Below are 24325 nucleotides of genomic sequence, written 5' to 3'. Positions count from 1 at the left end.
CTGTTGCTCCTGTTGCTCCTGTTGCTCCTGTTGCTCCTGTTGCTCCTGTTGCTCCTGTTGCTCCTGTTGCTCCTGTTACTCCTGTTGCTCCTGTTGCTCCTGTTGCTCCTGTTGCTCCTGTTGCTCCTGTTGGAATATAAATTGGCGGAAGAACCGGAAAAGTAGGTCCAATATTCTCTGGTCTTACCATCCCTTTATTCAAAGATAATTTTTCATTACTGTTCAATTTACTACCTCATTCCACATTTTGTTTACTGATTAACAAAATAAAACCTCTATCATTTTAGTAAAATTCCATAACTACATTTTCATACTCAAATGATTTTACACAAAGTAAACTTTTTACCGTTACTATAACTAGTAGTATTAATATAATAAAATGATAGTTCCATTCCCAAATACTAAATCGCTACTATTAAACTCTTCGACTCCACTTTCCGGATCTATCTTTTCACCCGAAATATCAACTTCAAATTATAATAATAATTTAATAATCAATTTAATTGCTGGTAATACAATTTCACTTCAACTATTCGGCGTATTATCCATAGTTAATTTAGTTGGGGGTGGTTCAACAGGTGCCTCTTTAACAATTATACGAATCGATTAAAAAATGATTCGTTCTTTTTTATAATAATCATTCTTAAATGCTAAAATAGTAACTATTACATCATTCCTTAAGCTTATATATTAATAACTTCACGACAGTGATTTTGCAATAAGAAACACTTTGTACTATATTCATAGTACAAAGTATCTATACTAAATTTTCCGTATATACATTATCAATTTACACTGCTCTCTGCCAATGTTACATTAAAGGTGAAAGTAGTTTCTCAAATGCGAACCATCTCAATACGTATATGAGAAACAAACTCCAATCCTATACGCGAGAGCAATACTATGTTGACACTCAAACGAGTGTCCTTTTTTATGAATTTCAAAAATAAAACCATCTTTTATAGATGGTTTATCAACGCACTTTTCTTTACATTCTTCATGCAATAGTAATTTTATATAATCGGATAATATATGGTCATACTTAACCTAGTTAGCGTTCTTCCGAAATTATGATAAGAGTGTGATCTATCCGCCTTAAAGCGAATTGAATCCCCACTATTTAATTTATATTGACAATCATTTATTTCAATTGTCAATTCCCCTTCAAACACCGTTATAAATTCTTCGGTCCCTTCTTTATGGCCTTCCGAACTTAATTTTCCTTCAGTTTCAATTTCAACTGTATAGATTTCAAAGTTCCTATCATCTTGAAAAGGAAAAGATGGATACACTTTATATCTCCCATTGTCTTCTAATAATGCTTGAACATCACTTCGTAAAACGACTTTCGTATCCGGTTGGGGATTATTAATTAAAGAAGTAAAAGACACTTTCAACCCATTAGCTATTTTCCATATCGTTGTTAATGTTGGACTTGACTCTCCACGTTCAATTTGTCCAATCATTGTTTTACTCACACCTGTTAATTGGGCAACTTTTTCTAAACTTAATTTTTCTTTCTCTCGTATTGTTTTTAAATTTTTTGCCAGAATAAGTTGAATTTCTTCCATAAGAAACACTCCTAAACTATATACAATATAACGACCGTTATGTATAATAAAAAGCACACGTTATATTGTTATTTTCGGTCATTATAACATACACCAAATAATTAGGGGGTTTTGAAATGCCTATATTTTCTTTTTTGTTATTTGTTATTATATGTAGCTTCACACCCGGTCCTAACAATTTCTTAGCTATGACATACGCCAATCAACATGGTTTAAAAAAGAGTATGCAATTTTGCTTTGGAGTAGCTTTCGGTTTTTTCATCCTCACTTCATTATGTAGCTTCTTTAATATTGTACTAATTAATATCCTACCTATAATTGAATTCCCTTTAAAAATTTTAGGTGTAGCATACATGCTATATTTAGCCTTTAAAATACTCACTAGTAAAACTAGTGCAGATCCAGATGAAAAACATAATAAAAACTTATTTACAGTCGGGATTTTTCTTCAATTTGTTAATCCTAAAGGGATACTATTCGGGCTGACTGTAGTGTCAACTTTTATTCTCCCTTACTATAATTCATATTCAAGTTTTCTACTCTTCTCATTATTTCTAGGTGTAGTCGGGTTAATGAGTACATTCAGTTGGAGCTTATTTGGTTCTATGTTCCAAAAACTTTTATTAAAACATACTACATCATTTAACATCATTATGGCTGTCTTATTAGTTTTTAGTGCTATTTCAATAGTAATTAATTAAATTCAAATTCTCATTTTTTTCTTTTTAAATATATGTTTTGTAAATATACTTGAAATTTCCGGTGAACCTCTGACTTACATGTATTACTTATTATGTATTAAAACAGAAATCTTCTATATCTAATCATATTTATACGAGGTAACATTATAAAAAGAGGAATACTCATAATAAGTAATCCTCTTTTTATGTCCTATCGTTTTTAAAAATTTCTGTTCTACTAAACTAGAATTTCACTTAATTTCATACCACCAACCTTTCCGATCAAGGTAATCCGCCATCCCTTTAAGTTGCAGTATTTATGACTTTAAACTACTTATTTCAAAATCTTTTTATTATAATACAGAAAAATGCGTTATAATATAAGTTACTGGTCTCAAGGAGGAGTTTAATGACTGATAAATATAAATTTTTGATACTCATTGTTACAGCATTTTTTTCTTTCTTTTCTTTAATAAAAGATTTCCGTAACACTTCAAAAAGTTTCTTTTGGGGGAGCTTCGCAATCCTAACAAGCTTTATATTATTATTAACTCACACTTTAGAATTAACTCCAATACTTATCTATTCAGCACAGATGGCTCTTGAGATTATTACAATTCCACGTAAATTAATTCTTCCATCTGTCACTGAAGCTGCTAGTTTTTGCTAACAATTCGTATATATATAAAAGTTTCAACTCTACATTTCTAAGTATCTTTTCAAATATAATAGTGCGGTGTCTCCTTTCTAGAGAAACCGCACTATATTAAATTTCAAACTGACTAGTATAAAAATCTCATACATCGCTGTTTTTTTCATTGAGTTTGTTTTGTGTAAAAGAAAAAGCACCCAACTGGTTGCTTTTTCTAGAATCATCTTTTTCTTCTGCTTCTTTTTACTTCCTTTATTTCTCCCTGCTTAACTAGTTTTTCAATATATAAATGTACTAGCTTATAAACACACTCTCTTCGTTAATTTTCCTGATCTTCTTGATTTTTCATTCTGACGCACAATGCTTTGTAGCTTTTTAGCTCCTTCACCACAAGTCTTCGCATTTCCTTTTCACCGATATCCTCAAAAAATGAAAATTGATTCATACGATACGGTTCCCCTCCGTTGGATTTACTCTATTGAACTTTTACTTCATTTCAAAATTCTCCGTTTCAGATGAACCACTAGACACATACACCATATACTAAGTTAAGTACTTCCTAGGAAAGAAGGTGAAAGTTATGCCATCTATTGTCGGAAATATGGTTGCACAAAATAGTAACGGTTCTTTCAACTTAGGTGATTTTTATAATGTTTCTCCAAAAGAAAATACAAAAGCTTATAATGGTTCAGGTGCATCTAATGTTGCTTTTGTGCTTAATACATTTAACGGTGTTAGTGCAACCAACACATTTGATTCTGATGTTGCCGACCAAAGTCAAGTTGGAACAGCCTAAACTTATTTATTTCTTCTACTTCCGAATAAAAGCCAATATCACGTTAATAATGTATATATTGTTTCTGTTTCCCCTTCATACCCGAAGGCTTATCAGTTAGCTTTTGCTAGCTGTCCTTTTTAAATACGGGCTGCACACGTATTCAGCTTATAAATTAAGCCTTGTGAGCTGCCACCTTTTAAAGGAACACATTTAAATATATGCTCCTTTTATTCAATGTTTTTTCACGATCATGCAGAATAAAACATAAGGTATATGGTAATTCAGTGCTCATAAAATCTATTTTTTCTAAGAGTTTATCCATTTGCAAGCTCTTTTTTTCTTTGCAAATGACTCTTTTATTTTTAAATTTGTATTATTTTAAATTATCTATTCTACTTCTCTTTTCTTGTTCATATACCAAGTCTTTTATTCATAAGCTAAAAGTACTTGACATAACTGAATGGAGGCTAATAATGTCTTTTTCAAATATTATTAAATACGGACGCGTTCCCCTCTTTAATTCTAACTTCCCTTTGATTTTATTTTGGAGTCAAAAAAGTGGCTGTACCTCTCTTGCACATTGGTTTTTTTATCAAATAAATTTATTTAAAGAAGCAATAAAATACGATTCTTTCATCCATAATTATGAAAATGAAATATACAAAAACTCCTCGGACTACTTTATTGAACTAGCTGCAGCTTTAAATACAAACGGAAAAGATACCTATAAATTAGTGAGGAACCCCTATATAAGAGCTGTAAGTTCATTTTTTTCACTAATTGCCCCCCCTTACATAGAAAACCCAGCATGGAATCCTATTCGGAATTTTTATTATGGTAATGAATTTTGTAATAAACCTATTTCATTTAAAATCTTTCTCTACTACTTAAAAGAGCAAATGATAGATTTAGAACAAGTAGATCCACATTTAATGCAGCAATATGAACCAGGTGAGGAAGAGTTTGTTACAAAGTATATCTACCTTGAAAATTTCTCTACTGAAATTGAGCACTTAGAACAAACATATCAATTAAAAACTTCTCCTTTACACATACTAACCAAATCATGGCATCATCAGAAAGACAGGGCGATTTTTAGAGGTAATTTTGCAGATGCTGATATTACCGATCCTTTATTCCCACGCCTCCCAACATACGATAGCTTTTATGACTATGAAACTATCCAATTAGTACAGGATATTTTTAATAAAGATTTTAGCACGTACAATTACCCATTAACTTCTTTAAAAAATATATGATTTTCTAATTGTAGTTTCATATATTATAGAGAAACTTAGATTCACCTATTAAAGTTTCCTCACAAGGTGAAACTTTAATCAGTGGGGGGTTTTGTTCATCCCCACCTAACTTCTTTGCTTCCGCTGAATTTTGAGGTGGGGGTCTTACTGCCTGTTAATGCGGGATAAAACTCTCGTAGTAAGTTGGGACACTGGAAACAGTGTCTTTTTTTAATAAATCATTAAAACATTTAAATAGAACGTGAAATACTCATTAAGGTTGCCACCATTTGTATGTTTTACTTTGTATGCAAGAAAGACGCAGTTAAAACATTTAGTGAACGAATATTTAGATAGTAATGTTTACAAATATAAAAATGCGGTTTCTCCTTTCTAGAGAAACCGCACCCTATCAAAAATTCTTATTAAATTTTAAACTGACTCGTATACAGATCAAAGTAAAATCCTCTATCTTCCATGAGAGATTCATGGTTCCCTTTTTCCAAAATACTTCCATCTTTTATAACAAGGATTTGATCTGCTTTTTCAATCGTTTTCAGTCGATGAGCGATTACGAAACTTGTTCGACCTCTCATTAAATTGTTTAGTCCTTCTTGTATTTGTAATTCTGTTCTCGTATCAATATTAGATGTTGCTTCGTCGAGAATTAATATATCTGCATCTGCTAAAATTGCCCGTGCAATCGCAAGAAGTTGTTTTTGTCCTTGACTTAAATTCGATCCTTCTGAAGCAATTTTCGTTTCATATTGATTCGGTAAATGTTTTATAAAAGAATGTGCAGATGCTGCCTTAGCTGCATTGATTACCTCTTCATCACTAGCATCTAATCGACCATAACGTATATTATCCATAATCGTCCCAGCAAATAAATACGTATCTTGTAAAACTACTCCTATTTTACTTCGCAACGAATTCATATCATATTCTTTTATGTTTTTTCCATCAATATGAATTTGCCCTTGCTGTATATCGTAAAAGCGCGTTAGCAAATTAATGATTGTTGTTTTGCCCGATCCAGTTGGACCTACTAAAGCAATTGTCTCCCCTGGCCGCGCTTTAAAACTCACTTCTTTTAAAATCGTTTTATTTTCCTCATACCCAAATGAAACATTCTCGAGTGCAACATGTCCTTGTAAATTTTGTACAACGAATGCATCTTTTTTATTTTTGATTTCCGGTACTTCATCCATAATTTCAAAGACACGTTCCCCACCAGCCACTGCCGCTTGAATCGTATTCATTAAAGTTGCGAATTGACTGAGTGGTCTTGAGAATTGACGAGAATAATTAATAAATGCTGCAATGACACCTACTGTTGTCATTCCATTTAAAACCATTACTGACCCAGTCCCAATTACAAGTCCCATACCTAAGTTGTTAATAAAGTTCATACTCGGAAAAATAAAAGCTGAAAATGTATCCGCCTTCGTTGCAGAAACTCTTAGCTGTTCATTAATTTTATTGAAATTTTGTACGGTTTCTTTTTCTTTCCCATATAACGTTGTAACATCCGCACCTGTTATAGCTTCCTCAATAAATCCATTTAACTCTCCTAAATCTTTTTGACGCTTTGCAAAGTTTTTACCACTATAAGCAACTAGTTTTTTTGTAACGAAAAACATAATAGGTACTGTAATTAAAGTAACAATCGCTAAAATCCAATCTAATGCAAACATCGCAATCGTCACACCTATAAAAGTTAGCGCTGATGAAATAATTTGTACAACACTTTGTGTCAACGCTTGATTCAAATTATCTATATCATTTGTTACACGACTCATCAAATCCCCTTGAGAACGTACATCAAAGAACCGTAAAGAAAGCGTTTGGATTTTCTCAAAAATATCTTGTCGTATTTTTTGTATCGTTTTTAATGCAACATTAACCATTACAAATGTTTGTAACCAAGTTAATAATACTGTTACACCATAAATCGCGATAAGTATCAAACACATTCTGGCCGTACCGCTTAAATCTTTCAGTACAATATATTGATCGATAATTACTCCCATTAAATACGGACCTAATAACCCAAGTAACGTCGTAACAAACACTAAGAATATAACGAACGTAAGGGCAGCCTTTTGGTAGCCCATATAGTTCCATACTCTCATCACAGTTCCTTTCGTATTTTTAGCCTTCCCCATCTTTGGTGCGTTACGCCCACCTTTATTAGCAAATTGTCCTTGAAAATTACGCATGTTCTTTCCCACCTTCTTTATATAAATTACCACCTTGGGAAAGATAGATTTCTTTATATACCTCACATTGTTCTAACAGTTCTTCATGTGTACCATCACCAACTAATTCACCGTTATCTAAAACGAGAATTTTATCAGCATCTATTATAGATGAGATTTTAGAAGCGATTAATAATGTTGTTGTTCCTTTATATTCTGTTCTTAATGCCGATTGAATGTTAGATTCTGATTTTGCATCCACTGCTGATGTAGAATCATCTAATATAAGAATGGATGGCTTTCTCACAAGCGCCCTTGCAATTGATACACGTTGTTTTTGGCCACCTGACAAATTCGTCGCACCTTGTGTTAAATGATATTGATATGAACCTTCCAGCTTGTTAATAAACTCAGTCGCACAAGCTGATGAAGCTGCTACTTCCAATTCGTCATTCGATGCATCTTCTTTACCGTAACGTAAATTCTCTTCTATGCTACCTGAAAACAACAATGCCTTTTGAGGTACAAACCCAATTGAAGCACGAAGTTTTTGTAAATCATACGCCTTAACATTTATTCCATCAATGCATATTTCCCCTTGATCAACATCGTATAAACGCGGTAATAGTTTTGCTAAAGTAGATTTACCACTCCCTGTAGAACCAATAATCCCTATTTTTCCACCTTTTTGTATGCTAAACGAAATATCTTTTAAAACGTATTCATTATTTTTCGTATAGCTATAACTAACATTTTTAAAGTCAATTTGTCCCTCAATTCGCTTAGGTGCAAGCGCATTTTTTGGAGTCGTAATATCAACGTCAGTATTTAAAACTTGCTGTACACGATCCGCTGACGGAAATGCTCGCGCGATTTGCATAAATACCATACTTATAGACATAAGTGACATTAAAATAATATTCAAATAGTTTATAAAAGCTAATATAGCCCCTACTTGAAGAGTTCCATTAAATACTTTTTCTCCACCAATCCATAATGTTGCGACAATCCCGCCGCTTACAACTAACATAATGATTGGCATCATTAAGGAAATGAGCTGCACCGCTCGAATATTTATCTTCGTTAAATTTGTATTAACATTTCCAAACTGATTAATTTCATATTTTTGTCTTACATACGCTTTAATCACACGTACTCCAGATAAATTTTCTTGTAACTTTGTATTCACTTTATCTAATGCTTCTTGCACTTTTCTGAATGTCCCGCTTGCTTTACTCGCAATGAATATAATCGCAAGTAATAAAATTGGAACGACTACGAGTAATATAGGAAATAACTCACGCGCTGTCATAAAAACAATGATTATACTTCCGATAAATAACAAAGGACCACGAACAAGAACACGTAATGTCATCGTCATCGCCGATTGAATAGAAGTAATATCATTTGTCACAATCGTTAATAATTTACCTGTTCCAAATGAATCACGATTTTCACTAGAAAATGTTTCTATTTTCGCAAACACATCTTTTCGTATGTCAGTAGCGAAATTAACAGCTGCTTTTGTAGAATACATCATACACCCCAGTCCTCCAATTAAACCGAGTGCTGCAGCTCCTATCATAAGAAGTCCCATTTTTATTACATAATTCATATCCCGATTTGCTATCCCAACATCAATAATATGTTGCATAATAGTCGGTTGAATTAAGTCCATCGCAACCTCAAGTACCATAAATAGCGGTCCAATAATAGCGAAGAACATGTATGGTTTTAAATACTGTAATAATTTGCGAAATGATTTCATACATAATCTCCTTTTTCTATGAAATTACCAATGAATAATTCATATCCCCCCTTATTTAAGTGATATAGTTTGTAATTTCTTTCTTACTTTTATTATATTATGTAAATTAATATTTAACATTATTAAATGATAAGCATTAATGACTTTTCGGTCAATAAATGTGCTTTGTATTATATAAAAATAAAAACCGCATTCTCAATGAAAAGAATACGGTTTTTCATCTATATTTTTTCAGTTGTAAAATCTAAAAACTCAGTCTCAAATCCATTATTTTTAGAAGGACTACACGTGTAAAAACCTATTTTAATAGGCTTATCCCCTATATCTTCCATCAAATGAGCGATTCTGATTTGTTCCCATTGGTGGATTTTCTTCACATATATTGTATAATCACCACGTTTACGAACAATTCGAAAACGAAGTTGCTCGTTAGCTAATTCTGTCGGAAAGTCTTGCGTGGACCAATCGGAATATCCATTATTCGTTACGACAGCTCCTAAATGAGATGGACCATCTGGAATATATTCTAATGAAGTTTTCAACCAACACTTTTCCGAAACCATAACAAAAAGACCAGCTTGATCGAATTTTGAATTTGGATTCATACGCAATTGAACTTCAGCTTGAAAGTCTGTCATCGTCTCTGTATAAAATACATGACCATTCATTACTTCGAATCCATAATGTGTTTTAAGCCAAAAATCTGTTTCGGCTTTCGAACGGACAATAAACGCATGATTGTCGTTAAGCTTATAATATTCAGGTACATTCATTATAGTAAGTTGCTCAATATGTTCTGGTATATACGATATATTCATAGCTCCTCCATAGTAAAGCATTTATATAGACATTTAAAACTCCGCTAATACTGGGAATTTATAACCTTTAAAATCTAACTCTTTATCACTTCGAACCATTAAATACTTACTAGACTGTAATTCTGTAAACTGTACATCCTCAACCCCTAATTGATCTGGAGAAAAGTAAAATTCGATTTCTGTAAATCTTTCAGCGATTTCCCCACATATTTCATCTAAAACTGGAATTACTGGTGCAAACACCCCATATAATTTCAACTTTTCATTATCTACTTTATATACAATTAGAGCATCTAACTTCTCTGAATAATACAATTTCTCATTCCATTCCGAATTATACATATTCAAATAAAACGAAGGATGGAAGTTTAATGTTGAAAAATTATTTGAAAGTCTTTGGCTACTATCTATAGTTTCATGTATTAACTTTCTATCCTCTTCCATATAATAATCTAGCACTCTAAGTAAGGAATCATTATTATTCTTTTTATCATATGGAATAGTCATTAAATACTCCTGCACAACTTTAAATCCAAATGCTGTGTATAATTCCGGTTTTTCCGTAAACAATAATGCACATTCACATTTCTTATCGATTTCTTCTATCATTTTACCCATTAATTGTGTCATTAGCCCTTGTCTACGGAAATTAGGGTGTGTCATTACTGATTGAATACCCGCCGCATTTATTTTTTCACCATTAATTAATAATGGGAGTGAAAATGCCGCAACATTTGCAATCACTTTACCTTCTTGTAAAAATGATAAAGCTTTATATGTATCATCCCAATACCCTTTATCCGAAAAATCATTCAATATTTGAGTTGTAATTCCAAACACTTCTTCAAATAAAGGAAATAACTGCTCTCTTTTCGGTTCTTCTATTAGAAGACTTGCCAATTTTTCAACATTCCCCATGTTGTACCTCCAAATGTTAAATTCCATTAAATTAGATATGCTTATATGACCTACTCTTAAAAATAGAGGTCTTACCAATCAATATACTATCATAAAACATAAAAAAAAAGGCTAATTAATTTTATGTTTTGACTATTTGAAAATAAGTCGAATAAAACAATATTAAGATTTCCGGATATTAATTAGTTTATTTTATAAAAATAGCGCTTTCTAATTAGCTTTTACTAATAGAAATACACTATTTATAATAAAATATTTTTATTCTTTTATCCCTTCAAGTCTTTCCTTCGTATTAATTTCTTCTCCATACACATATCACTAATTGTTATGTTTTCTCCAAATGGTTTTAAAAGGAATGGGAATTACAGTTTTACCAAAACCGTATATAGACTTTTTACAAAATAAAAATATTCAAGCTATTAAAATAGAAGATCCTATTCTAACAATAGAAATAGGGCTTATTTATAGAACAGATAAATATATGTACGCTGCAACTCGAGAATTTATTGAACAACTAAAAAGAACAGTACATTCTTTACAAAGCTAATCTCTTTTCAAAGCAAAATAAAAAATTATATATTTTAAGATTTCAATGTACCTTTTTAGATATTGGAATATACTTCGTAAAATATGCCGCTACTAGCAATAAAACAATTGAAATTAACCAAATAATAATCCCGCCAAAGTTTAACCAATATGCAAGTAAATTTAAGTATGCGATATTAAGTTTTCTTTCTGTATAAATTGCGGAACAAGATAAGAATGTTGTTTTACAAATTCCCCTTGTTGCTTACCGATGTCATAATGACTTCCTTTTAGCGATGAAAAATACCCCTTTACTTGATACATCTAATTCCCCCTTATTGAATTTATCCATATCATACCAATTAAACTGTATTCATTCTTGATGTTTTTTACTGTCTTTCAAATCATAAACGGCTGAAATAAAGCGCACAGTTATAAAATAAAAACTAGGAAACTGTAAGTTTTAACAGTCCCCTAGTTTCCTTAATACTAAATGATTCCATCTTCCACCATCGTCTCTGCAATTTGAACTGAGTTCCACGCTGCACCCTTCAATAAATTATCGGAAACGACCCAAAGATGGAATCCGTTTGGCGTATCAGGATCTTTACGTATTCTTCCGACAAATGTATCTATTTTCCCTTCTGCATATAATGGCATTGGATACAGCTGTTCACTAGGGTTATCCTGCAAAATAACACCTGGTGCATCCATTAGTACTTCCTTGATTTCCGCAACGGTTGCTTCTTTTTCAAGCTCTATATAAACCGATTCTGAATGGCCTGATAAAACCGGAACGCGCACACAAGTAGCTGCCATTTTCAAGTTTGGGTCTTCTAAAATTTTCTTCGTTTCTTGAATCATCTTTACTTCTTCAAAGGTAAAATCATTATCCGTGAATATATCGACTTGAGGCAATACATTGAATGCAATTGGATAATGTTTTTTATCTTTTTTCGCTGGTAATATAGTACTCTCCACTTCTTCACCTGCAAGCATTGACTTAGCCTGTTTTTTTAATTCATGAATCGCGTGAATACCTGATCCTGAAACAGCTTGATAAGTGGAAACGATAATTCGTTCTAAACCAAATGCTTTTCGTATTGGCTGAAGAGCTGTTACCATCTGTAATGCTGAACAATTCGGAACCGCTATTATACCTTTATGTTCCTTTAAAGTATGCGCATTTACTTCCGGAACCACAAGCGGTACATCACGTGCCATTCGATATTCACTTGTATTGTCAATTACGATGGCACCACTAGAGACTGCGTGATTCACAAATTGCCTAGAAACTTCTCCTCCAGCACTAAAAAAGGCAATATCTACACCTTCAAAGCTAGTTGTTTTTGCCTCTTGTATTATTATCTCTCGTCCTTTAAATGGTACTACCTTACCAGCGGATCGCTTTGACGAAAGCAATGTAACTTCAACTATATTAAACTTTTTTTCATTCTCTAACAGTTCGATAATTTTTTGCCCTACCGCACCTGTAGCCCCAACAACAGCTACATGATAGCCCTTTTTGATCATCTTTTCTCCTCCAATTTTACTTAAATGAATCTTTCTACAATTTTATTTTATAAAGAATTTAATCATTTAGAAAATTGAAATACGTGATATAATCATTCACAAATCATGATAATAAAAGAGGGATTACTTATGGAAATGAGACATGTTAAAACATTTTGTGCGATTGTTAAGTATGGTGGTTTTTCTAAAGCTGCTCATGCATTAGGTTATGCGCAATCTACAGTTACTGCGCATATGAAAGCATTAGAGAACGATTTACATATTCCTCTTTTCGATCGGTTAGGAAAAAAAGTACTTCTTACAAAAGCAGGTCATCAATTTCATCCTTATGCTTTAGAATTACTTGCAATTTATGAAAAAGCGCAAGAAATCCCTCAAAATACCGATCAATTAGAAGGTACATTGAGTATTACATCAAACGAATCATTAGCAGTGTATCGTCTTCCGCAATTATTACGTACTTACAAACAGAAAAATCCAAAAGTAAATATCGTACTGGAAACAACTACAAACGAACAAGCAATTAATAAGCTACGTGAAGGAGAAACAGATGTTATTTTCATAATTGGAGAAAGTATGGAACATAATGATTTTATTACACGTACTTTTAGTAATGAAACATTTGGATGGATTTTACCTCCCCATTACTCTACAGACTCTAACCCATTTTGTTTATTAAAGGATACTCAGTTTATTTTTACTGAACAAAGCTGTGGTTATAGACCAATGGTAGATCGTTTTTTACGTCTAAGCGGGAATATTCCAGAGAAAACATTTGAAACCTCCAATGTTGAAGTAATTAAGCAGGCTGTTATGTGCGAGTTGGGAATTTCAATTCTTCCTTACATCGTTGTGCAAGAAAATTGTCAAAAGGAACAAATACAATTCCAACCTATTGAAACTCCAGCTGTTATTCAAAGTCATGTAATCTATCATAGATCTAGATGGATTTCACCCGTTTTACAATCGTTTCTTTCCTTACTAGAGAAAAACTAAAAAGTGCACAGAAAAAAGAGTAACTGCCTAAAAAGCAATTACTCTCTTCCCATATTATCTTATTTATTAGTCTGTCCCCCACCTGCAATTAATTTACTGCCTGAATATGTACTTTTTTGTATAAACACTTGATTAATTAACTCTTTTTGCTCCGCCTCTGACATTACTCCTTTTCCTTCTCCTAAATTCCCGCTTTGTAATTTCCAAATCTTATTGTGATCCTCATCCATCTTTTCATATTTTCCTTGTTTCCATCTCTCTAAAATGTCTGCATATGTTTTTCCTTGTACTAGATCATTACTCTTTACAATATCAAGTAAGCTTTCAATTCGTTCTTGTGTGATAAAAATATAACCCCACTTTTGATCAGCCTTCGTTTTTTGATGTGCCATTTCATGTAAAGCTGTCTGTATGTTCTCATCTGTCCATTTAAAATTTTTATTAAAGCCGCTATTTGGTAATGAATGATTGCCATTTTCTAAAACCTTTGCATCTTCAGCTTTTACATTACTATCAGCCAGCACTTCTGCTGCCGGAGCAGCTGGTGATGCCTTTTTCGCAGCTGTTTTACTGTTATTCAAATAATACAGCATGCCATATGTTACACCTACTCCGATTACCGCCATACCAGCTATAATTCCAATTATTTTAAAGAATGTTTTCATCTTGCTTGTTTCCTCCCGCATATCTCATTTCATTTTTTCTATTCTCTAAACCACATATGTATTTCCTTATATTATATTTCTTTCTTTTATAAATTGAAAGATTATTCTGTCAAAACCACCATCTTTTTCAAATACAATTTCACCTCTAAGCATTTCATTTTAATTTTATAAAAATAAATGATAACCTTATATTTAAAGGAGATGAATAAATATGAGTTTATTGCATAACAGTTTAACTTTTTTAAACTTTGATGATACGTATTTATTACAAAATAAACTACATTCTTATTCACATGAAGATATTGATTTTACTCATTTAAAACACACAAACCTATATTGCGAAAACACTTCTTTAATGCATATCAAAAGGGCATTAAATCGTAGAAAGAATAAAGGGATTACTTTTATAGGTTCTGGAAATTATCATTATGTATCTTATTTATTATTAGAAGAAATGGACAAACCTTTTACCCTTATACTATTTGATCATCATACTGATATGGACTTAAAGGGCGCGAATGAACAGACTCTTATTTCCTGTGGATCTTGGGTATCATTTTCTCTTCGAGATAATGGTAATTTAAAGAAGGTAATCATTATTGGACCTTCTTCTCTAACAATTCATTCTAATGATTGTTCATACGTAGAAGTTTTTCCAATTGATATATCACATGAAGTGTCCATACATACAATACTTTCACATATTCATACAGAAACAATATATGTAAGCATTGATAAGGATGTTTTAGATCCAAAAGTTTCTATTACCAATTGGGATCAAGGGCACATGAAATTATCTAGACTTTTACAATTTATTCATTCTCTAATTATGAATAAATCTGTCTATGGTATTGATATTTGCGGTGAACTCCCAGTTTATCCTTCTCAACTCTTCTTACCTAAATATAAAAATGCTATTCAGAAAAATGAACAAGCAAACTTACAAATTTTAAAAACAATTTGCGAAACGAACTTACATATTCAATATGCATAAAAAGAACGAGTACCTTAAAAGGTACTCGTTCTTTTTATGCGCGATTTTCTTTTAACCACTTCGTAATCGCATTTAACCTCGAAACATCAAAACGTCTCTCTTCACACACTTTTATACTGTTTAAACTCTTCACAATTTCTAATTCATTCGACTTTATACTTTTTGCCTCAATTAATTTACAGTACCCGTCTGTAACAGTATTTAAATTTTCATAATAACGTTGAAACGATTTTGATATATGTAAATGTTTTTCAAAGTTTCTTCTTCTTTTTGTCTCGTCAGATTCTTTCCGTTTTCTAAGTTCTTCATCATTCGTATATAAATAAAAATATTGATCAGGAAAACCAATTTCCCTATTAATCAGCTTTTCTTTATAAAAGTTTTCTATTAAAGATAATGGCTGATCAAATATTTCAAAATGGAAACACCAATTATAACTAAGCGGCTGATAAATGTCTCCATCAAGTATTACTATTTCATATTGCTCTGACTTCTGCATTGCTATTTTCCAGCGCTCTACTTGTTTTTCAAAATACCATGTTCTATGTTCATTTTTTGGTCTTTCAAATAATAAATTCACTTCAGGTATAATATAAGCACCATAATTCTTTTCTAACTCACGACACGTTGTGCTCTTACCAACCGCACTCGCTCCCTCAAACGCTATAACCCCCATAGTTTCTCCCTCTTTCATTAACTAAAATTTCGTTGTTTCGCTTTTCTCCCCCATAACTGTTTCCATAAAACAATTGAAGCGATAGAGAGCATTATTGTTGTAATGATACTCCCTTCAATTCCGAACGAGCCTCCATGAAGGAATTCCGATCCGCTTGTTATAGGTTTAAAAAGTGGTGTAGAATACATTGCCATTCCACTAACTGCAAAACCGAATACGTTATATTGTGCCCAATTCCAAATGGAATGCCACGCACATATCCCCCAAAGGCTACTGTCTTTCAAAACGTAAAAAGCTGCAAATACACCAACTAATATTATATTCGATATTGAAAGAATTGTAATACCTGGATTTAGTAAATGAAGAAAACCAAATAAAAAAGAAGTCACAGCAATCCCGACCCATATACGGCTTCTAACAGAAAGAACTGGAAATAACCAACCTCGAACAACAATTTCTTCTGTTGCACCTTGTATTAAAAAAGCAACTAAAGATCCCACAATTCCAAGTATAGCGGTTGGTGTAATATGTTGCATTTGTAGTTGTACATTTCCGGTTAATAAAAGTAGCATGACTGGTATTGAAATAAAAACAAAACCTATTAATGCACCTCTTAAATATTTTCTTATCCACTGATTTCTCCAAAATCCAATAGATGAAATTGATCTTTTCTCTACAAATCTAATCCATAGAAAAACAAAAAACACAGCCCCACCAAACGTTAATATCATCTCAATGTTACTATAAATCGCTTTCATAATAATCGTTTCTGCTTTCGGTAAAAACAGCATAAATATCATGAACAATTCACCTAAAGTCAAAAATACAATTGCAAGTATAACAGCAAATACTGGATGAACTTTTCTTCTTCCTTCTTTGGCTGCTTCAATTATTTTAAATTGATTAGACTGCAATATTCTCGCCTCCTTAACAAATACATCAACACTATTCTTATACTATATATCGATTCAATAATACAAACTTTCAATAAAAATGTTCTTAGTTTAGCATAAACCAAAATTAGGAATAATATATAAATAAAAGAGATGTTTTTGTGTCTTTTACCATCCTATTTCACACTGGTATTACCAGCACTTGCTATTTCCCACCATTTGTTGTAAGATAGTAATTAAGGTCAATTTAACAGTATATTTTCTTTGCATATTATCAAGTATCAATCAGGAACATTTTATATTCCTTATGGGTTTTTGATAATATGTGAAATTTTATTTTTCATTCAAATAAGGCCGAACATATTGTAATCTTTTTAATTTTTAGGAGGCATTACCATGACATTAACAGGTAAAGTAAAATGGTTTAACAGCGAAAAAGGTTTCGGTTTCATCGAAGTTGAAGGTGGCAACGACGTATTCGTTCACTTCTCAGCTATCACTGGCGACGGCTTCAAATCTCTTGACGAAGGTCAAGAAGTTAGCTTCGAAGTTGAAGACGGTAACCGTGGACCTCAAGCTAAAAACGTTGTAAAGCTATAATTCAAACAATAAAAAGGTTGTTACCAGCACGGTTAACAACCTTTTTAATATATAACTAAAATTTTTTACATAAAAGGAGTGGTTACATGTATCGCAATCGAAAGAACGATGTAGCAGAAGTACCACCAGAACAAACCCCTGTCTGGGAATGTGAAGCAGAGGATTGTTTAGGATGGATGAGAAAGAACTTTTCATTTGAAGAAGAGCCTAAATGCCCTTTATGTAAAAGTAGCATGAAAAGCGGAGAACGTTTATTGCCTAAATTAGGTTAATTTTTACTTAACCCCTCTTTAATAAGAGGGGTTTTTTATTATAAATTGATATGTTCAACATCCGTTCGAACTATAGAATACAATAGTGCATCATGTTGCTTATTTCCTTGATGAATATATCCACGTAATAACCCTTCTTTATGAAAGCCTATTTTAGATAACATTTTACAAGAAGTAACATTTTCAGGGTATGTAATAGCACCAATTCTAAATAAGCCTAAATCTTGAAATCCATAATGAATAATTTCCCTGGCTGCTTCTGACGCATAACCATTCCCCCAATAACGAGGATGTAAGTCATATCCAATTTCAGATCGTTTACTCCATAATTGTAAATTATTTAATCCAATTGTACCTATTAAAGCATTTGTTTCTTTTAATACAATCCCCCATCGTATTGCCTTTTTCTCAAAATAATTTTTTGAAAAAGATTCAATCATACGTGAAGCTTGTCCAAACTCCGTAAAAGAATTCATACCGTAAAAACACGTTACCTCATCCAATGAAAAGATTTCAAATATTTTTTGACAATAAGATTGTTCTATTTCAACTAAACGCAAACGTTCTGTTTCTAATATAGGAAATGCCATAGGATCACTCCTTTCTTTCTACTTATTCATTATAGCAGAAAACATATTTATAATTAGGAAAGTCCTCAATGTCCCATTAATCAAATATTTCAAGAGTAGCCTACCTTCTTAATTCAATACGAACTAAGAGTAACCCTTCTTGCATTTACATGATGCGAAAAATAAAGAGATGATCATAGTACACTGATCATCTCTTTATTCCATACTCACTTTTCCCTTCTAAAACAACACCCTACCCCATACATTTATGGTAAAATATAGTTGATACATTATTTTATTGTGGAGGTGTAGATTTCCTTTGTATATATTCATCAGCTTATCCCTCTTACTCATATTACTCATATTTTTATTTGCGAAAAAGTTCGCCCCAAACTCATTCATGATGACTAGTTTTAAAGGCAATAGCTTTAAAACATTTTCAATCAGCATTTTAATCGCCGCTACTCTTTCTCTTTCATATGGAATCTATCACGCAGCAACATATCAACCTAAACATTTAGATATCACACTTCAAAATCAAAACTTTACTGTTTTCGGTAATGTTGGAGAGCTTGGATATTTCTCAGAAGAACTACTAAAAAAAGATACAGAAGTTAAGCTACATTTTGCCTCTTGGAAACAAACGCAATTAAATAATCCAGAAATAATAGTAAACTATCCTTCAGGTAAACAGGAAACATGGAAACCGAACATTACATTAATTCCTGCCAATAAATTAAAAGAGAAACATGGTATAAAAGAGCTTTATCAACTCTCATCATATTCATTTAAAGAGTCCGGTAACATAACATTAACGATTACTGAGAATCATAAAACGAATCAAAAGATCTCAATTCAAGTAAAATAAATAAAATGTCCCTCCAATATAACGGAGGGACATTTTATTTATTTATTTATTTATTTATTTATTTATTTATTCTATATTAATTTGTCGGTTCATTTAATGTTGCAATTATCTTATTTGCAGTGTTCTTTCCATTTCCAATACACGCACCAATGCCGACACCGTAATATGAGGCACCCGCTAAGTATACATTAGGATATAGATCCTTCATTTTTTCTTGTAATGTTTGAACTGCTTGATTATGTTCTAAATGATATTTCGGCATTAAATCTTTCCATTTTGTCACTTCAACTACTTCTGGTTCACCTTTAATTCTGAGACTTTTTTCAATATCATATAAAGCGACTCGTACTAGTTCTTCTTCATTATAATTTTTAATCGTTTCATATACTGGGTTAGTGCTCTTATAAAACATTCTCACTAATAGCTTTTGGTTTCCAGATGTATGTTTCCACTTCCGACTTGTCCATGTACAAGCATCACAATGTAAATCACTGTTTTCTGTTACGATAAATCCTGTGCCGTCCGCTGGTAATTGTTCATCTAGTATATCAAATCCTAAGTAAATACTTATAAGTGATGAATTTTTAAATGTATGAAACTGCTCGTTTAACTCATTAGACTGTAATAAAGTTTCTGCGATATCATGCGGAGCTGCTAAAACAACATAATCAGCTTGGATTGATTCTTGATTTACAAAGGAGACTTCATAGCGATTACCTTGTTTACTTATAGCTGTCGTTACAACACCCTTCTTAACAACCGTCTCAGTCAGCACTTCTTCTAAACGATCAATAATCGTAGATAATCCACCTTTAAATGATACGAACTTTTTATTTCCTGCTGATTGAAACTGTTTTTTATTCTCTTCAAAACCTTTAATAATACTTCCATATTTATTTTTATAATCCAGTAAATACGGTAGTGTAGACGCCATAGTAAGCTCATTCAATTTTCCGGAATATACACCTGAAAGCACCGGAGCAATTTGTCTTTCTACTAACTCTTTCCCTAAAAAGCTTTCTAAAAATACAGCAAGAGAAGTATCCTTCGTAAACTCTTTATTTTTCGTTATGAAATCTTTTAAAGCAACAATTTTCCCTTTCGTTGATACTAGCGTACTGCTAAACAACGACTGGACACTCATCGGTATCCCAAATATAGTATCAGAAGGAATTGGATGTAAAGTATTATCAGAATATATGTAAGAAATACCCGTTTCGTTATACACCATTTCTTCTTCTAAATTTAAATCCTTTATAAGCGGCATGACATGTTCATTACGAGCAACGATAGAATCTGCTCCGGATTCCATAATAAAATCCTTTTCTTCTACACTATGGATTTTCCCACCTAAGTACTCTTCTTTTTCTACAAGGATTAAATTTAAATCTATATTATAATCCTTTTTTAATTTTTCTAAATAAAACATAGTAGAAAGCCCTGTTATACCTCCACCGATGACAACAACTGTTTTCATATGTATTGCGCTCCTAACCGATACAATTAATAATTCCTTTATTATTATACCCAAAAGTCCTTATATTCGACTAGCAACTTGCGCGTTCTGTAAGAAATTAGACAATATATTCGAATAAATTTTTGGTTGATCATTATGCACTAAATGACCAGCAAACGGAATAACGGCAATATGAATATTTTTGTTTAATTGTTTGAACGTTGTTGCAGCTGTAACTTCATCTTCTGAATCTCCCCCAACAATACAAAGTGTAGGTATTTGAAGATTCGCTACATCACCAGTTTCATCGAAAGGGTACCAATCTTTAACTTGCCACGATTCAAGCAATGCTTTCCAATCACTTTTTTCATGAATTTGATTCATATAAGTTACGACTTCTTCATTTCCCATCAATTGCTGGTGACACTTCGCTTCATACTCCAGAGACTCTTCCCAATTATCCCTCTTAACCGGAAATATACCTGAAAAAGTTAATGTTCTCACTTTCTCTGGATACTTTTTTGCAAATAATAAAGCGACTAATCCTCCTAGTGAAACACCAGCTATATGACATCTATCAATTTGTAGATGCTCTAACGTATCACGCAAATCCTTAACAGAACGTAGGAAATAATTCTCCAATGTCCCCCCTGATCTTCCATGCCCTCTTAAATCAGGGCGAATGACTTGATAATTTTGTTCTCGAAAAAATGCTACCTGCTCTTCATATTCTACTAAACCTGTCATACCACCAGAGTGTAAAAGTATAATTGGTTCTCCTTCACCTGAAATGTGTGTATGTAATATCATATATTCCCCTCCAACAAAACAGAATATTCCATCTATTATTAGTATATAGAATATACATCTGAATTTCCAAATAAAAAAGAACTATAACATTTTCACATCATGTCATAGTTCTTCCTATTTTAAAAACATAAAGTAATTAATTAATTTGTCTATTTCTTGACTTAATGCCAATACTTTTTCATGTTGAATTCCGTAATCTGATACTAAATATAAAAGTTCTTCTTTCTTTATTTCAATTACTTTTTCCAATTTCACTAATTCCATGTCGTTTTACTTCTCTCTCCAATACTAAAATGTATGTATTTTAGTATAGCCTATTTACATAATTAGTAAAAGTAAAACACGTATGTAAAATCTTACAAATATAAAAACAATATACTATAACAAAGAATTTTTCAAAAAAGCATGACATTATACTGTCATGCTTTCACTATGCATTATGTACGATTAAACCGTCAGGTCTAAAACGACTCATCATAATTTCATTAATAAACTTTCCGTGAGCTTTCAAATTCCCTATCTTTACTCCCTCTTCTACAAATCCGAATTTTTCATATAAAGATTTCGCTTTCGGATTCGTTTCTAAAACACCTAGTTCTACTCTCTCTAGCATTAACCAATTATCAGCCAAATCAAGCATTTTTGTAAGAAGAGCTTTTCCAATGCCTTTATTATGATATTCACTATCCACCCCGATAAACAAGTCACCCGAATGAGATCTACGTCCTGGACTTTGGGTTAATCCAACAAATCCTACAACTTCCCCATCATACTCTGCAACAAATTCAAATTGATTTGAAGCTAAATTTCGAATTCTATTTTCCATCGCATCTACACGCATGCTAGGTAAGAAAACCATATAAGGTAAAACGTCATCTTGTATGCATATACGGTGAATCGCTCTAGCATCTTGTATTTCTACCGCTCTTACTTTGATCGTCATATTTTCTTCCCTCCATATTCATAACAATACATATTTCTATCCTCCTGAATGAAACCCCTTCTCTTCTTTATTTCTTTATATTATTTTTACATAATTATTTCAGTATAACATTAGATTCGCGAGCAACTTATCTACATTACGGTTAACTTTTTACTTTATTATATAACGCAAGCAGTTTTTCAATTGGAATACCATTTATTTTCATACCGGTTATATCACAATTTTCTATGTCCATATTTTTTAGATTACTATTACTTATCGTACTACCTTCTAAATCACATCTATTAAATGAAATAGGATCTTTATCTTCTCCGAGACTTGTATCTTTAAATTGAACTCCACCTAAAGTCACAAAATTAAATTTACTACCAGAAAGATTTAAATCTGCATATGAAGAATTTCTAAAATTTATATTTCTAAAATTTGATTGTCTCACATTACAATTACTCATCTTCATATTCATCATATTGCTACCAACAAAGGAACTGTTTTTTAAATTCACTTGATAATACTCTGTATTTGCTAGATTACAGTTTTCGTATTGGCTATTTTTCATATCTTTATTTTTTATTAGGTTCTCTTCAGCTGACTCTACAGTGATTCTTTTTACATAACAATACTCATCTTCAGACTTAAAAATAGTTTCATAGCCCATCTTTTTATAAAAATGATGATTATTAAGTTGTCTACTAGATGTTTCGAGATCCCAAATCCTTATGCTCGGATATTCCTCTTCTATTAATTTAATTACATATGACCCAATTCCTTTTCCTTGATAAACAGGCTCTACAAAAATACGATCAATTCGGCCATATGATTTACCTGAGATCGTAACTATAATTCCCCCGATTATTTTTCCATCCATTATCACTTTGTAACAATCCAATTCTTCGATTGAATATCTCATCATTTCTACTGAAGAATACCCTGGTGGTTGGATGTTATAGTCAATAACATCACCTTGACCACATAACCATCGTTTTTCTTCTTCATCAAATGTTCTTGTCATTATTTCTGTTAACTTTTCTGCATCTAAAATTGTAGCTTTTTCTATAAATATTGTTGTCATTTTTGCTTTCCCCTTTATTATTACAAGATAATAACCTTTGCGAACAAAATAATTATCAATTCACTTTTGTTTTTAATGTTTTTCCCATTATTATATATGGAACATCATTTTTACTTGGATGGAATGGCTCCAATATATTTACCCACTCTAATCTTTCATATAACGAACGCGCTTTTTCATTATTTATTTGCGTTGTTAAAACACTCGTTCTATTTGAAATCCTTTTTAGTAATTCATTATGTAATTTTGTTCCAAGACCTTCATTTTGATATTGTGGATGAACTGCTAACTCTACAAATTCAAAACAATCTTGTAACCACTCTTCTACTTGCTCTAGATTCAACGCTTCTCTCATTAATTGATTATAGTACTGTCCTTCTAATGAGCGATAACCATAAGTAAAACCAACCACTTCATTTTCATCATTTATTGCTACTATACCTTTAAAATCTGTATATTCTACATGTCTTTTCATTCGCTCAATCATTTCATTGAAATTTGTTTTCTCAAATGCTTTACAATATAACTGTGCCATATTATTGATTAAAACCTCATCATTTTCAATACGTAAAAATTCCATTCTACTTTCCCCTCCTATTAAAACCGATAAATCATTCAACTTTTATATTTATTTAAAAATAGAGAAACTTCAAACTATTAATCTCTCTTCTATTAAACTACGAATACATCTATATTTTCCACCCAAAAAAAATAATATACATGTATAAAAAGAAGAGCATCTGTAAAATATACAGTGAACTGCACCCCAATTGTTAGACACAGTCTAACAATTGGAGGTGCAGTTTTTCTATGGCTAAATTTACAGCTGATG

The 24325-nt window shown here is 32.0% G+C and carries 28 protein-coding genes and 3 pseudogenes; 11 read left to right on the top strand and 20 right to left on the bottom strand.

The annotated features are described in order from the left end of the window. Window positions 1–226, bottom strand: a 226-nt coding sequence (locus PDK19_RS26360) for an exosporium leader peptide-containing protein (protein WP_270708193.1), incomplete at its 3' end; no start/stop codon positions are given. Between the two features lie 183 nt (window positions 227–409). Here PDK19_RS26360 and PDK19_RS26355 point away from each other — a divergent pair. Then, window positions 410–610 (top strand): annotated as a pseudogene (locus PDK19_RS26355) (BclA C-terminal domain-containing protein); the annotation flags it as partial. A 403-nt stretch (window positions 611–1013) separates the two neighbouring features. Here PDK19_RS26355 and PDK19_RS26350 read toward each other — a convergent pair. Continuing rightward, on the bottom strand, window positions 1014–1628 hold the full coding sequence (locus PDK19_RS26350) for a helix-turn-helix domain-containing protein (protein WP_116733353.1): 615 nt from the start codon (window positions 1626–1628) through the stop codon (window positions 1014–1016). Between the two features lie 59 nt (window positions 1629–1687). Here PDK19_RS26350 and PDK19_RS26345 point away from each other — a divergent pair, with 59 nt between their 5' ends. Beyond that, window positions 1688–2272 (top strand): LysE family transporter, encoded by a 585-nt coding sequence (locus tag PDK19_RS26345; RefSeq protein WP_074615682.1) that lies wholly within the window; start codon window positions 1688–1690, stop codon window positions 2270–2272. A gap of 230 nt (window positions 2273–2502) precedes the next feature. Here PDK19_RS26345 and PDK19_RS27515 read toward each other — a convergent pair whose 3' ends face one another. After that, a complete protein-coding gene (locus PDK19_RS27515) occupies window positions 2503–2565 on the bottom strand; it encodes an N-acetylmuramoyl-L-alanine amidase C-terminal domain-containing protein (RefSeq protein WP_139868110.1) in 63 nt (20 codons plus the stop codon). 95 nt (window positions 2566–2660) lie between these two features. Here PDK19_RS27515 and PDK19_RS26340 point away from each other — a divergent pair, with 95 nt between their 5' ends. Continuing rightward, a complete protein-coding gene (locus tag PDK19_RS26340) occupies window positions 2661–2921 on the top strand; it encodes a hypothetical protein (RefSeq protein WP_000130518.1) in 261 nt (86 codons plus the stop codon). A gap of 301 nt (window positions 2922–3222) precedes the next feature. Here PDK19_RS26340 and PDK19_RS26335 read toward each other — a convergent pair whose 3' ends face one another. Continuing rightward, a complete protein-coding gene (locus tag PDK19_RS26335; RefSeq protein ID WP_014893752.1) occupies window positions 3223–3348 on the bottom strand; it encodes a hypothetical protein in 126 nt (41 codons plus the stop codon). Between the two features lie 135 nt (window positions 3349–3483). Between PDK19_RS26335 and PDK19_RS26330 the strand changes: the two genes are divergently transcribed. After that, window positions 3484–3699, top strand: coding sequence for a spore germination protein (locus PDK19_RS26330; RefSeq protein WP_001139344.1), 216 nt, complete (start codon window positions 3484–3486; stop codon window positions 3697–3699). Between the two features lie 455 nt (window positions 3700–4154). Further along, on the top strand, window positions 4155–4940 hold the full coding sequence (locus tag PDK19_RS26325) for a sulfotransferase family 2 domain-containing protein (RefSeq protein WP_061680673.1): 786 nt from the start codon (window positions 4155–4157) through the stop codon (window positions 4938–4940). Between the two features lie 404 nt (window positions 4941–5344). Here the strand turns inward: PDK19_RS26325 and PDK19_RS26320 are convergent, their stop codons facing one another. From PDK19_RS26320 to PDK19_RS26305, 4 genes are all read right to left on the bottom strand, one after another. After that, window positions 5345–7141 (bottom strand): ABC transporter ATP-binding protein, encoded by a 1797-nt coding sequence (locus PDK19_RS26320; RefSeq protein WP_049122647.1) that lies wholly within the window; start codon window positions 7139–7141, stop codon window positions 5345–5347. Further along, window positions 7134–8888 (bottom strand): ABC transporter ATP-binding protein, encoded by a 1755-nt coding sequence (locus PDK19_RS26315; protein ID WP_049113619.1) that lies wholly within the window; start codon window positions 8886–8888, stop codon window positions 7134–7136. The genes PDK19_RS26320 and PDK19_RS26315 overlap by 8 nt, the downstream gene beginning before the upstream one ends. A 221-nt stretch (window positions 8889–9109) precedes the next feature. Further along, complete coding sequence (locus tag PDK19_RS26310) at window positions 9110–9706, bottom strand: DUF1349 domain-containing protein (RefSeq protein ID WP_049113616.1); 597 nt, start codon at window positions 9704–9706, stop codon at window positions 9110–9112. Window positions 9707–9739: 33 nt separating this feature from the next. Further along, the gene (locus PDK19_RS26305) at window positions 9740–10624 is read right to left on the bottom strand and encodes a GNAT family N-acetyltransferase (RefSeq protein WP_000528669.1); all 885 of its coding nucleotides are present in this window, start codon (window positions 10622–10624) and stop codon (window positions 9740–9742) included. 334 nt (window positions 10625–10958) lie between these two features. Here PDK19_RS26305 and PDK19_RS26300 point away from each other — a divergent pair. Next, window positions 10959–11171, top strand: a pseudogene (locus tag PDK19_RS26300) (LysR family transcriptional regulator substrate-binding protein); the annotation flags it as partial. A gap of 167 nt (window positions 11172–11338) precedes the next feature. Here PDK19_RS26300 and PDK19_RS26295 read toward each other — a convergent pair. Further along, window positions 11339–11473, bottom strand: a pseudogene (locus PDK19_RS26295) (C45 family autoproteolytic acyltransferase/hydolase); the annotation flags it as partial. Window positions 11474–11638: 165 nt separating this feature from the next. Then, window positions 11639–12682 (bottom strand): aspartate-semialdehyde dehydrogenase, encoded by a 1044-nt coding sequence (locus PDK19_RS26290; protein ID WP_000591701.1) that lies wholly within the window; start codon window positions 12680–12682, stop codon window positions 11639–11641. A 129-nt stretch (window positions 12683–12811) separates the two neighbouring features. Here PDK19_RS26290 and PDK19_RS26285 point away from each other — a divergent pair, with 129 nt between their 5' ends. Then, on the top strand, window positions 12812–13678 hold the full coding sequence (locus tag PDK19_RS26285) for a LysR family transcriptional regulator (protein ID WP_049114049.1): 867 nt from the start codon (window positions 12812–12814) through the stop codon (window positions 13676–13678). Between the two features lie 59 nt (window positions 13679–13737). On the opposite strand, the gene PDK19_RS26280 is transcribed toward PDK19_RS26285, so the two are convergent. Continuing rightward, window positions 13738–14364, bottom strand: a complete 627-nt coding sequence (locus tag PDK19_RS26280; RefSeq protein ID WP_139303046.1) for a PRK06770 family protein — start codon at window positions 14362–14364, stop codon at window positions 13738–13740. Window positions 14365–14554: 190 nt separating this feature from the next. On the opposite strand from PDK19_RS26280, the gene PDK19_RS26275 reads away from it, so the two are divergent. Then, complete coding sequence (locus PDK19_RS26275) at window positions 14555–15337, top strand: arginase family protein (RefSeq protein WP_049122608.1); 783 nt, start codon at window positions 14555–14557, stop codon at window positions 15335–15337. A gap of 34 nt (window positions 15338–15371) precedes the next feature. Here the strand turns inward: PDK19_RS26275 and PDK19_RS26270 are convergent, their stop codons facing one another. Both PDK19_RS26270 and PDK19_RS26265 read right to left on the bottom strand, forming a co-directional pair. Then, window positions 15372–16031 carry an AAA family ATPase gene (locus tag PDK19_RS26270; RefSeq protein ID WP_124878286.1) on the bottom strand — a complete coding sequence of 220 codons (660 nt, stop codon included), beginning with the start codon at window positions 16029–16031 and terminating at the stop codon, window positions 15372–15374. Next, entirely contained in the window at window positions 16031–16927 is an 897-nt protein-coding gene (locus PDK19_RS26265) for a CPBP family intramembrane glutamic endopeptidase (RefSeq protein WP_001191569.1), read from the bottom strand. Before PDK19_RS26265 ends, PDK19_RS26270 begins: the two co-directional genes overlap by 1 nt. A 375-nt stretch (window positions 16928–17302) precedes the next feature. Between PDK19_RS26265 and cspD the strand changes: the two genes are divergently transcribed. Further along, window positions 17303–17506 (top strand): cold-shock protein CspD, encoded by a 204-nt coding sequence (cspD, locus tag PDK19_RS26260; protein WP_000176368.1) that lies wholly within the window; start codon window positions 17303–17305, stop codon window positions 17504–17506. Window positions 17507–17592: 86 nt separating this feature from the next. Further along, entirely contained in the window at window positions 17593–17778 is a 186-nt protein-coding gene (locus tag PDK19_RS26255) for a cold-shock protein (protein WP_000286198.1), read from the top strand. Between the two features lie 38 nt (window positions 17779–17816). Here PDK19_RS26255 and PDK19_RS26250 read toward each other — a convergent pair whose 3' ends face one another. Continuing rightward, window positions 17817–18368, bottom strand: coding sequence for a GNAT family N-acetyltransferase (locus PDK19_RS26250; protein WP_000885371.1), 552 nt, complete (start codon window positions 18366–18368; stop codon window positions 17817–17819). 298 nt (window positions 18369–18666) lie between these two features. Between PDK19_RS26250 and PDK19_RS26245 the strand changes: the two genes are divergently transcribed. Next, on the top strand, window positions 18667–19215 hold the full coding sequence (locus PDK19_RS26245; RefSeq protein WP_049111734.1) for a hypothetical protein: 549 nt from the start codon (window positions 18667–18669) through the stop codon (window positions 19213–19215). Between the two features lie 76 nt (window positions 19216–19291). Here PDK19_RS26245 and PDK19_RS26240 read toward each other — a convergent pair whose 3' ends face one another. The 6 genes from PDK19_RS26240 to PDK19_RS26215 all read right to left on the bottom strand — a co-directional run bounded on the left by PDK19_RS26240 (window position 19292) and on the right by PDK19_RS26215 (window position 24073). Continuing rightward, window positions 19292–20692, bottom strand: coding sequence for a protoporphyrinogen oxidase (locus PDK19_RS26240; protein WP_049111731.1), 1401 nt, complete (start codon window positions 20690–20692; stop codon window positions 19292–19294). Window positions 20693–20752: 60 nt separating this feature from the next. Next, the gene (locus tag PDK19_RS26235) at window positions 20753–21481 is read right to left on the bottom strand and encodes an alpha/beta fold hydrolase (RefSeq protein WP_074615538.1); all 729 of its coding nucleotides are present in this window, start codon (window positions 21479–21481) and stop codon (window positions 20753–20755) included. A gap of 114 nt (window positions 21482–21595) precedes the next feature. Then, entirely contained in the window at window positions 21596–21745 is a 150-nt protein-coding gene (locus tag PDK19_RS26230; protein WP_000424361.1) for an aspartyl-phosphate phosphatase Spo0E family protein, read from the bottom strand. A 166-nt stretch (window positions 21746–21911) separates the two neighbouring features. Next, a complete protein-coding gene (locus PDK19_RS26225) occupies window positions 21912–22424 on the bottom strand; it encodes a GNAT family N-acetyltransferase (protein WP_000153565.1) in 513 nt (170 codons plus the stop codon). Window positions 22425–22566: 142 nt separating this feature from the next. Beyond that, entirely contained in the window at window positions 22567–23493 is a 927-nt protein-coding gene (locus PDK19_RS26220) for a GNAT family N-acetyltransferase (RefSeq protein WP_000207432.1), read from the bottom strand. A 55-nt stretch (window positions 23494–23548) separates the two neighbouring features. After that, window positions 23549–24073 carry a GNAT family N-acetyltransferase gene (locus PDK19_RS26215; RefSeq protein ID WP_049111726.1) on the bottom strand — a complete coding sequence of 175 codons (525 nt, stop codon included), beginning with the start codon at window positions 24071–24073 and terminating at the stop codon, window positions 23549–23551. Window positions 24074–24325: the final 252 nt, after the last annotated feature.

Source organism: Bacillus cereus group sp. BcHK124 (assembly GCF_027712065.1).
In the GTDB taxonomy this organism is placed as follows: Bacteria; Bacillota; Bacilli; order Bacillales; family Bacillaceae_G; genus Bacillus_A; species Bacillus_A pacificus.
The sequence above is the reverse complement of the archived record's forward strand: the minus strand, read 5'-3'. Positions and strand labels throughout refer to the sequence as shown.

Excerpts from the sequence above, each read along its gene's own strand:
- PDK19_RS26345 (WP_074615682.1), top strand. The coding sequence starts at position 1,688 with ATGCCTATATTTTCTTTTTTGTTATTTGTTATTATATGTAGCTTCACA.
- PDK19_RS26340 (WP_000130518.1), top strand. The coding sequence starts at position 2,661 with ATGACTGATAAATATAAATTTTTGATACTCATTGTTACAGCATTTTTT.
- PDK19_RS26335 (WP_014893752.1), bottom strand. The coding sequence starts at position 3,348 with ATGAATCAATTTTCATTTTTTGAGGATATCGGTGAAAAGGAAATGCGA.
- PDK19_RS26330 (WP_001139344.1), top strand. The coding sequence starts at position 3,484 with ATGCCATCTATTGTCGGAAATATGGTTGCACAAAATAGTAACGGTTCT.
- PDK19_RS26325 (WP_061680673.1), top strand. The coding sequence starts at position 4,155 with ATGTCTTTTTCAAATATTATTAAATACGGACGCGTTCCCCTCTTTAAT.
- PDK19_RS26320 (WP_049122647.1), bottom strand. The coding sequence starts at position 7,141 with ATGCGTAATTTTCAAGGACAATTTGCTAATAAAGGTGGGCGTAACGCA.
- PDK19_RS26315 (WP_049113619.1), bottom strand. The coding sequence starts at position 8,888 with ATGAAATCATTTCGCAAATTATTACAGTATTTAAAACCATACATGTTC.
- PDK19_RS26310 (WP_049113616.1), bottom strand. The coding sequence starts at position 9,706 with ATGAATATATCGTATATACCAGAACATATTGAGCAACTTACTATAATG.
- PDK19_RS26305 (WP_000528669.1), bottom strand. The coding sequence starts at position 10,624 with ATGGGGAATGTTGAAAAATTGGCAAGTCTTCTAATAGAAGAACCGAAA.
- PDK19_RS26290 (WP_000591701.1), bottom strand. The coding sequence starts at position 12,682 with ATGATCAAAAAGGGCTATCATGTAGCTGTTGTTGGGGCTACAGGTGCG.
- PDK19_RS26285 (WP_049114049.1), top strand. The coding sequence starts at position 12,812 with ATGGAAATGAGACATGTTAAAACATTTTGTGCGATTGTTAAGTATGGT.
- PDK19_RS26280 (WP_139303046.1), bottom strand. The coding sequence starts at position 14,364 with ATGCGGGAGGAAACAAGCAAGATGAAAACATTCTTTAAAATAATTGGA.
- PDK19_RS26275 (WP_049122608.1), top strand. The coding sequence starts at position 14,555 with ATGAGTTTATTGCATAACAGTTTAACTTTTTTAAACTTTGATGATACG.
- PDK19_RS26270 (WP_124878286.1), bottom strand. The coding sequence starts at position 16,031 with ATGAAAGAGGGAGAAACTATGGGGGTTATAGCGTTTGAGGGAGCGAGT.
- cspD (WP_000176368.1), top strand. The coding sequence starts at position 17,303 with ATGACATTAACAGGTAAAGTAAAATGGTTTAACAGCGAAAAAGGTTTC.
- PDK19_RS26255 (WP_000286198.1), top strand. The coding sequence starts at position 17,593 with ATGTATCGCAATCGAAAGAACGATGTAGCAGAAGTACCACCAGAACAA.
- PDK19_RS26250 (WP_000885371.1), bottom strand. The coding sequence starts at position 18,368 with ATGGCATTTCCTATATTAGAAACAGAACGTTTGCGTTTAGTTGAAATA.
- PDK19_RS26240 (WP_049111731.1), bottom strand. The coding sequence starts at position 20,692 with ATGAAAACAGTTGTTGTCATCGGTGGAGGTATAACAGGGCTTTCTACT.
- PDK19_RS26235 (WP_074615538.1), bottom strand. The coding sequence starts at position 21,481 with ATGATATTACATACACACATTTCAGGTGAAGGAGAACCAATTATACTT.
- PDK19_RS26230 (WP_000424361.1), bottom strand. The coding sequence starts at position 21,745 with ATGGAATTAGTGAAATTGGAAAAAGTAATTGAAATAAAGAAAGAAGAA.
- PDK19_RS26225 (WP_000153565.1), bottom strand. The coding sequence starts at position 22,424 with ATGACGATCAAAGTAAGAGCGGTAGAAATACAAGATGCTAGAGCGATT.
- PDK19_RS26220 (WP_000207432.1), bottom strand. The coding sequence starts at position 23,493 with ATGACAACAATATTTATAGAAAAAGCTACAATTTTAGATGCAGAAAAG.
- PDK19_RS26215 (WP_049111726.1), bottom strand. The coding sequence starts at position 24,073 with ATGGAATTTTTACGTATTGAAAATGATGAGGTTTTAATCAATAATATG.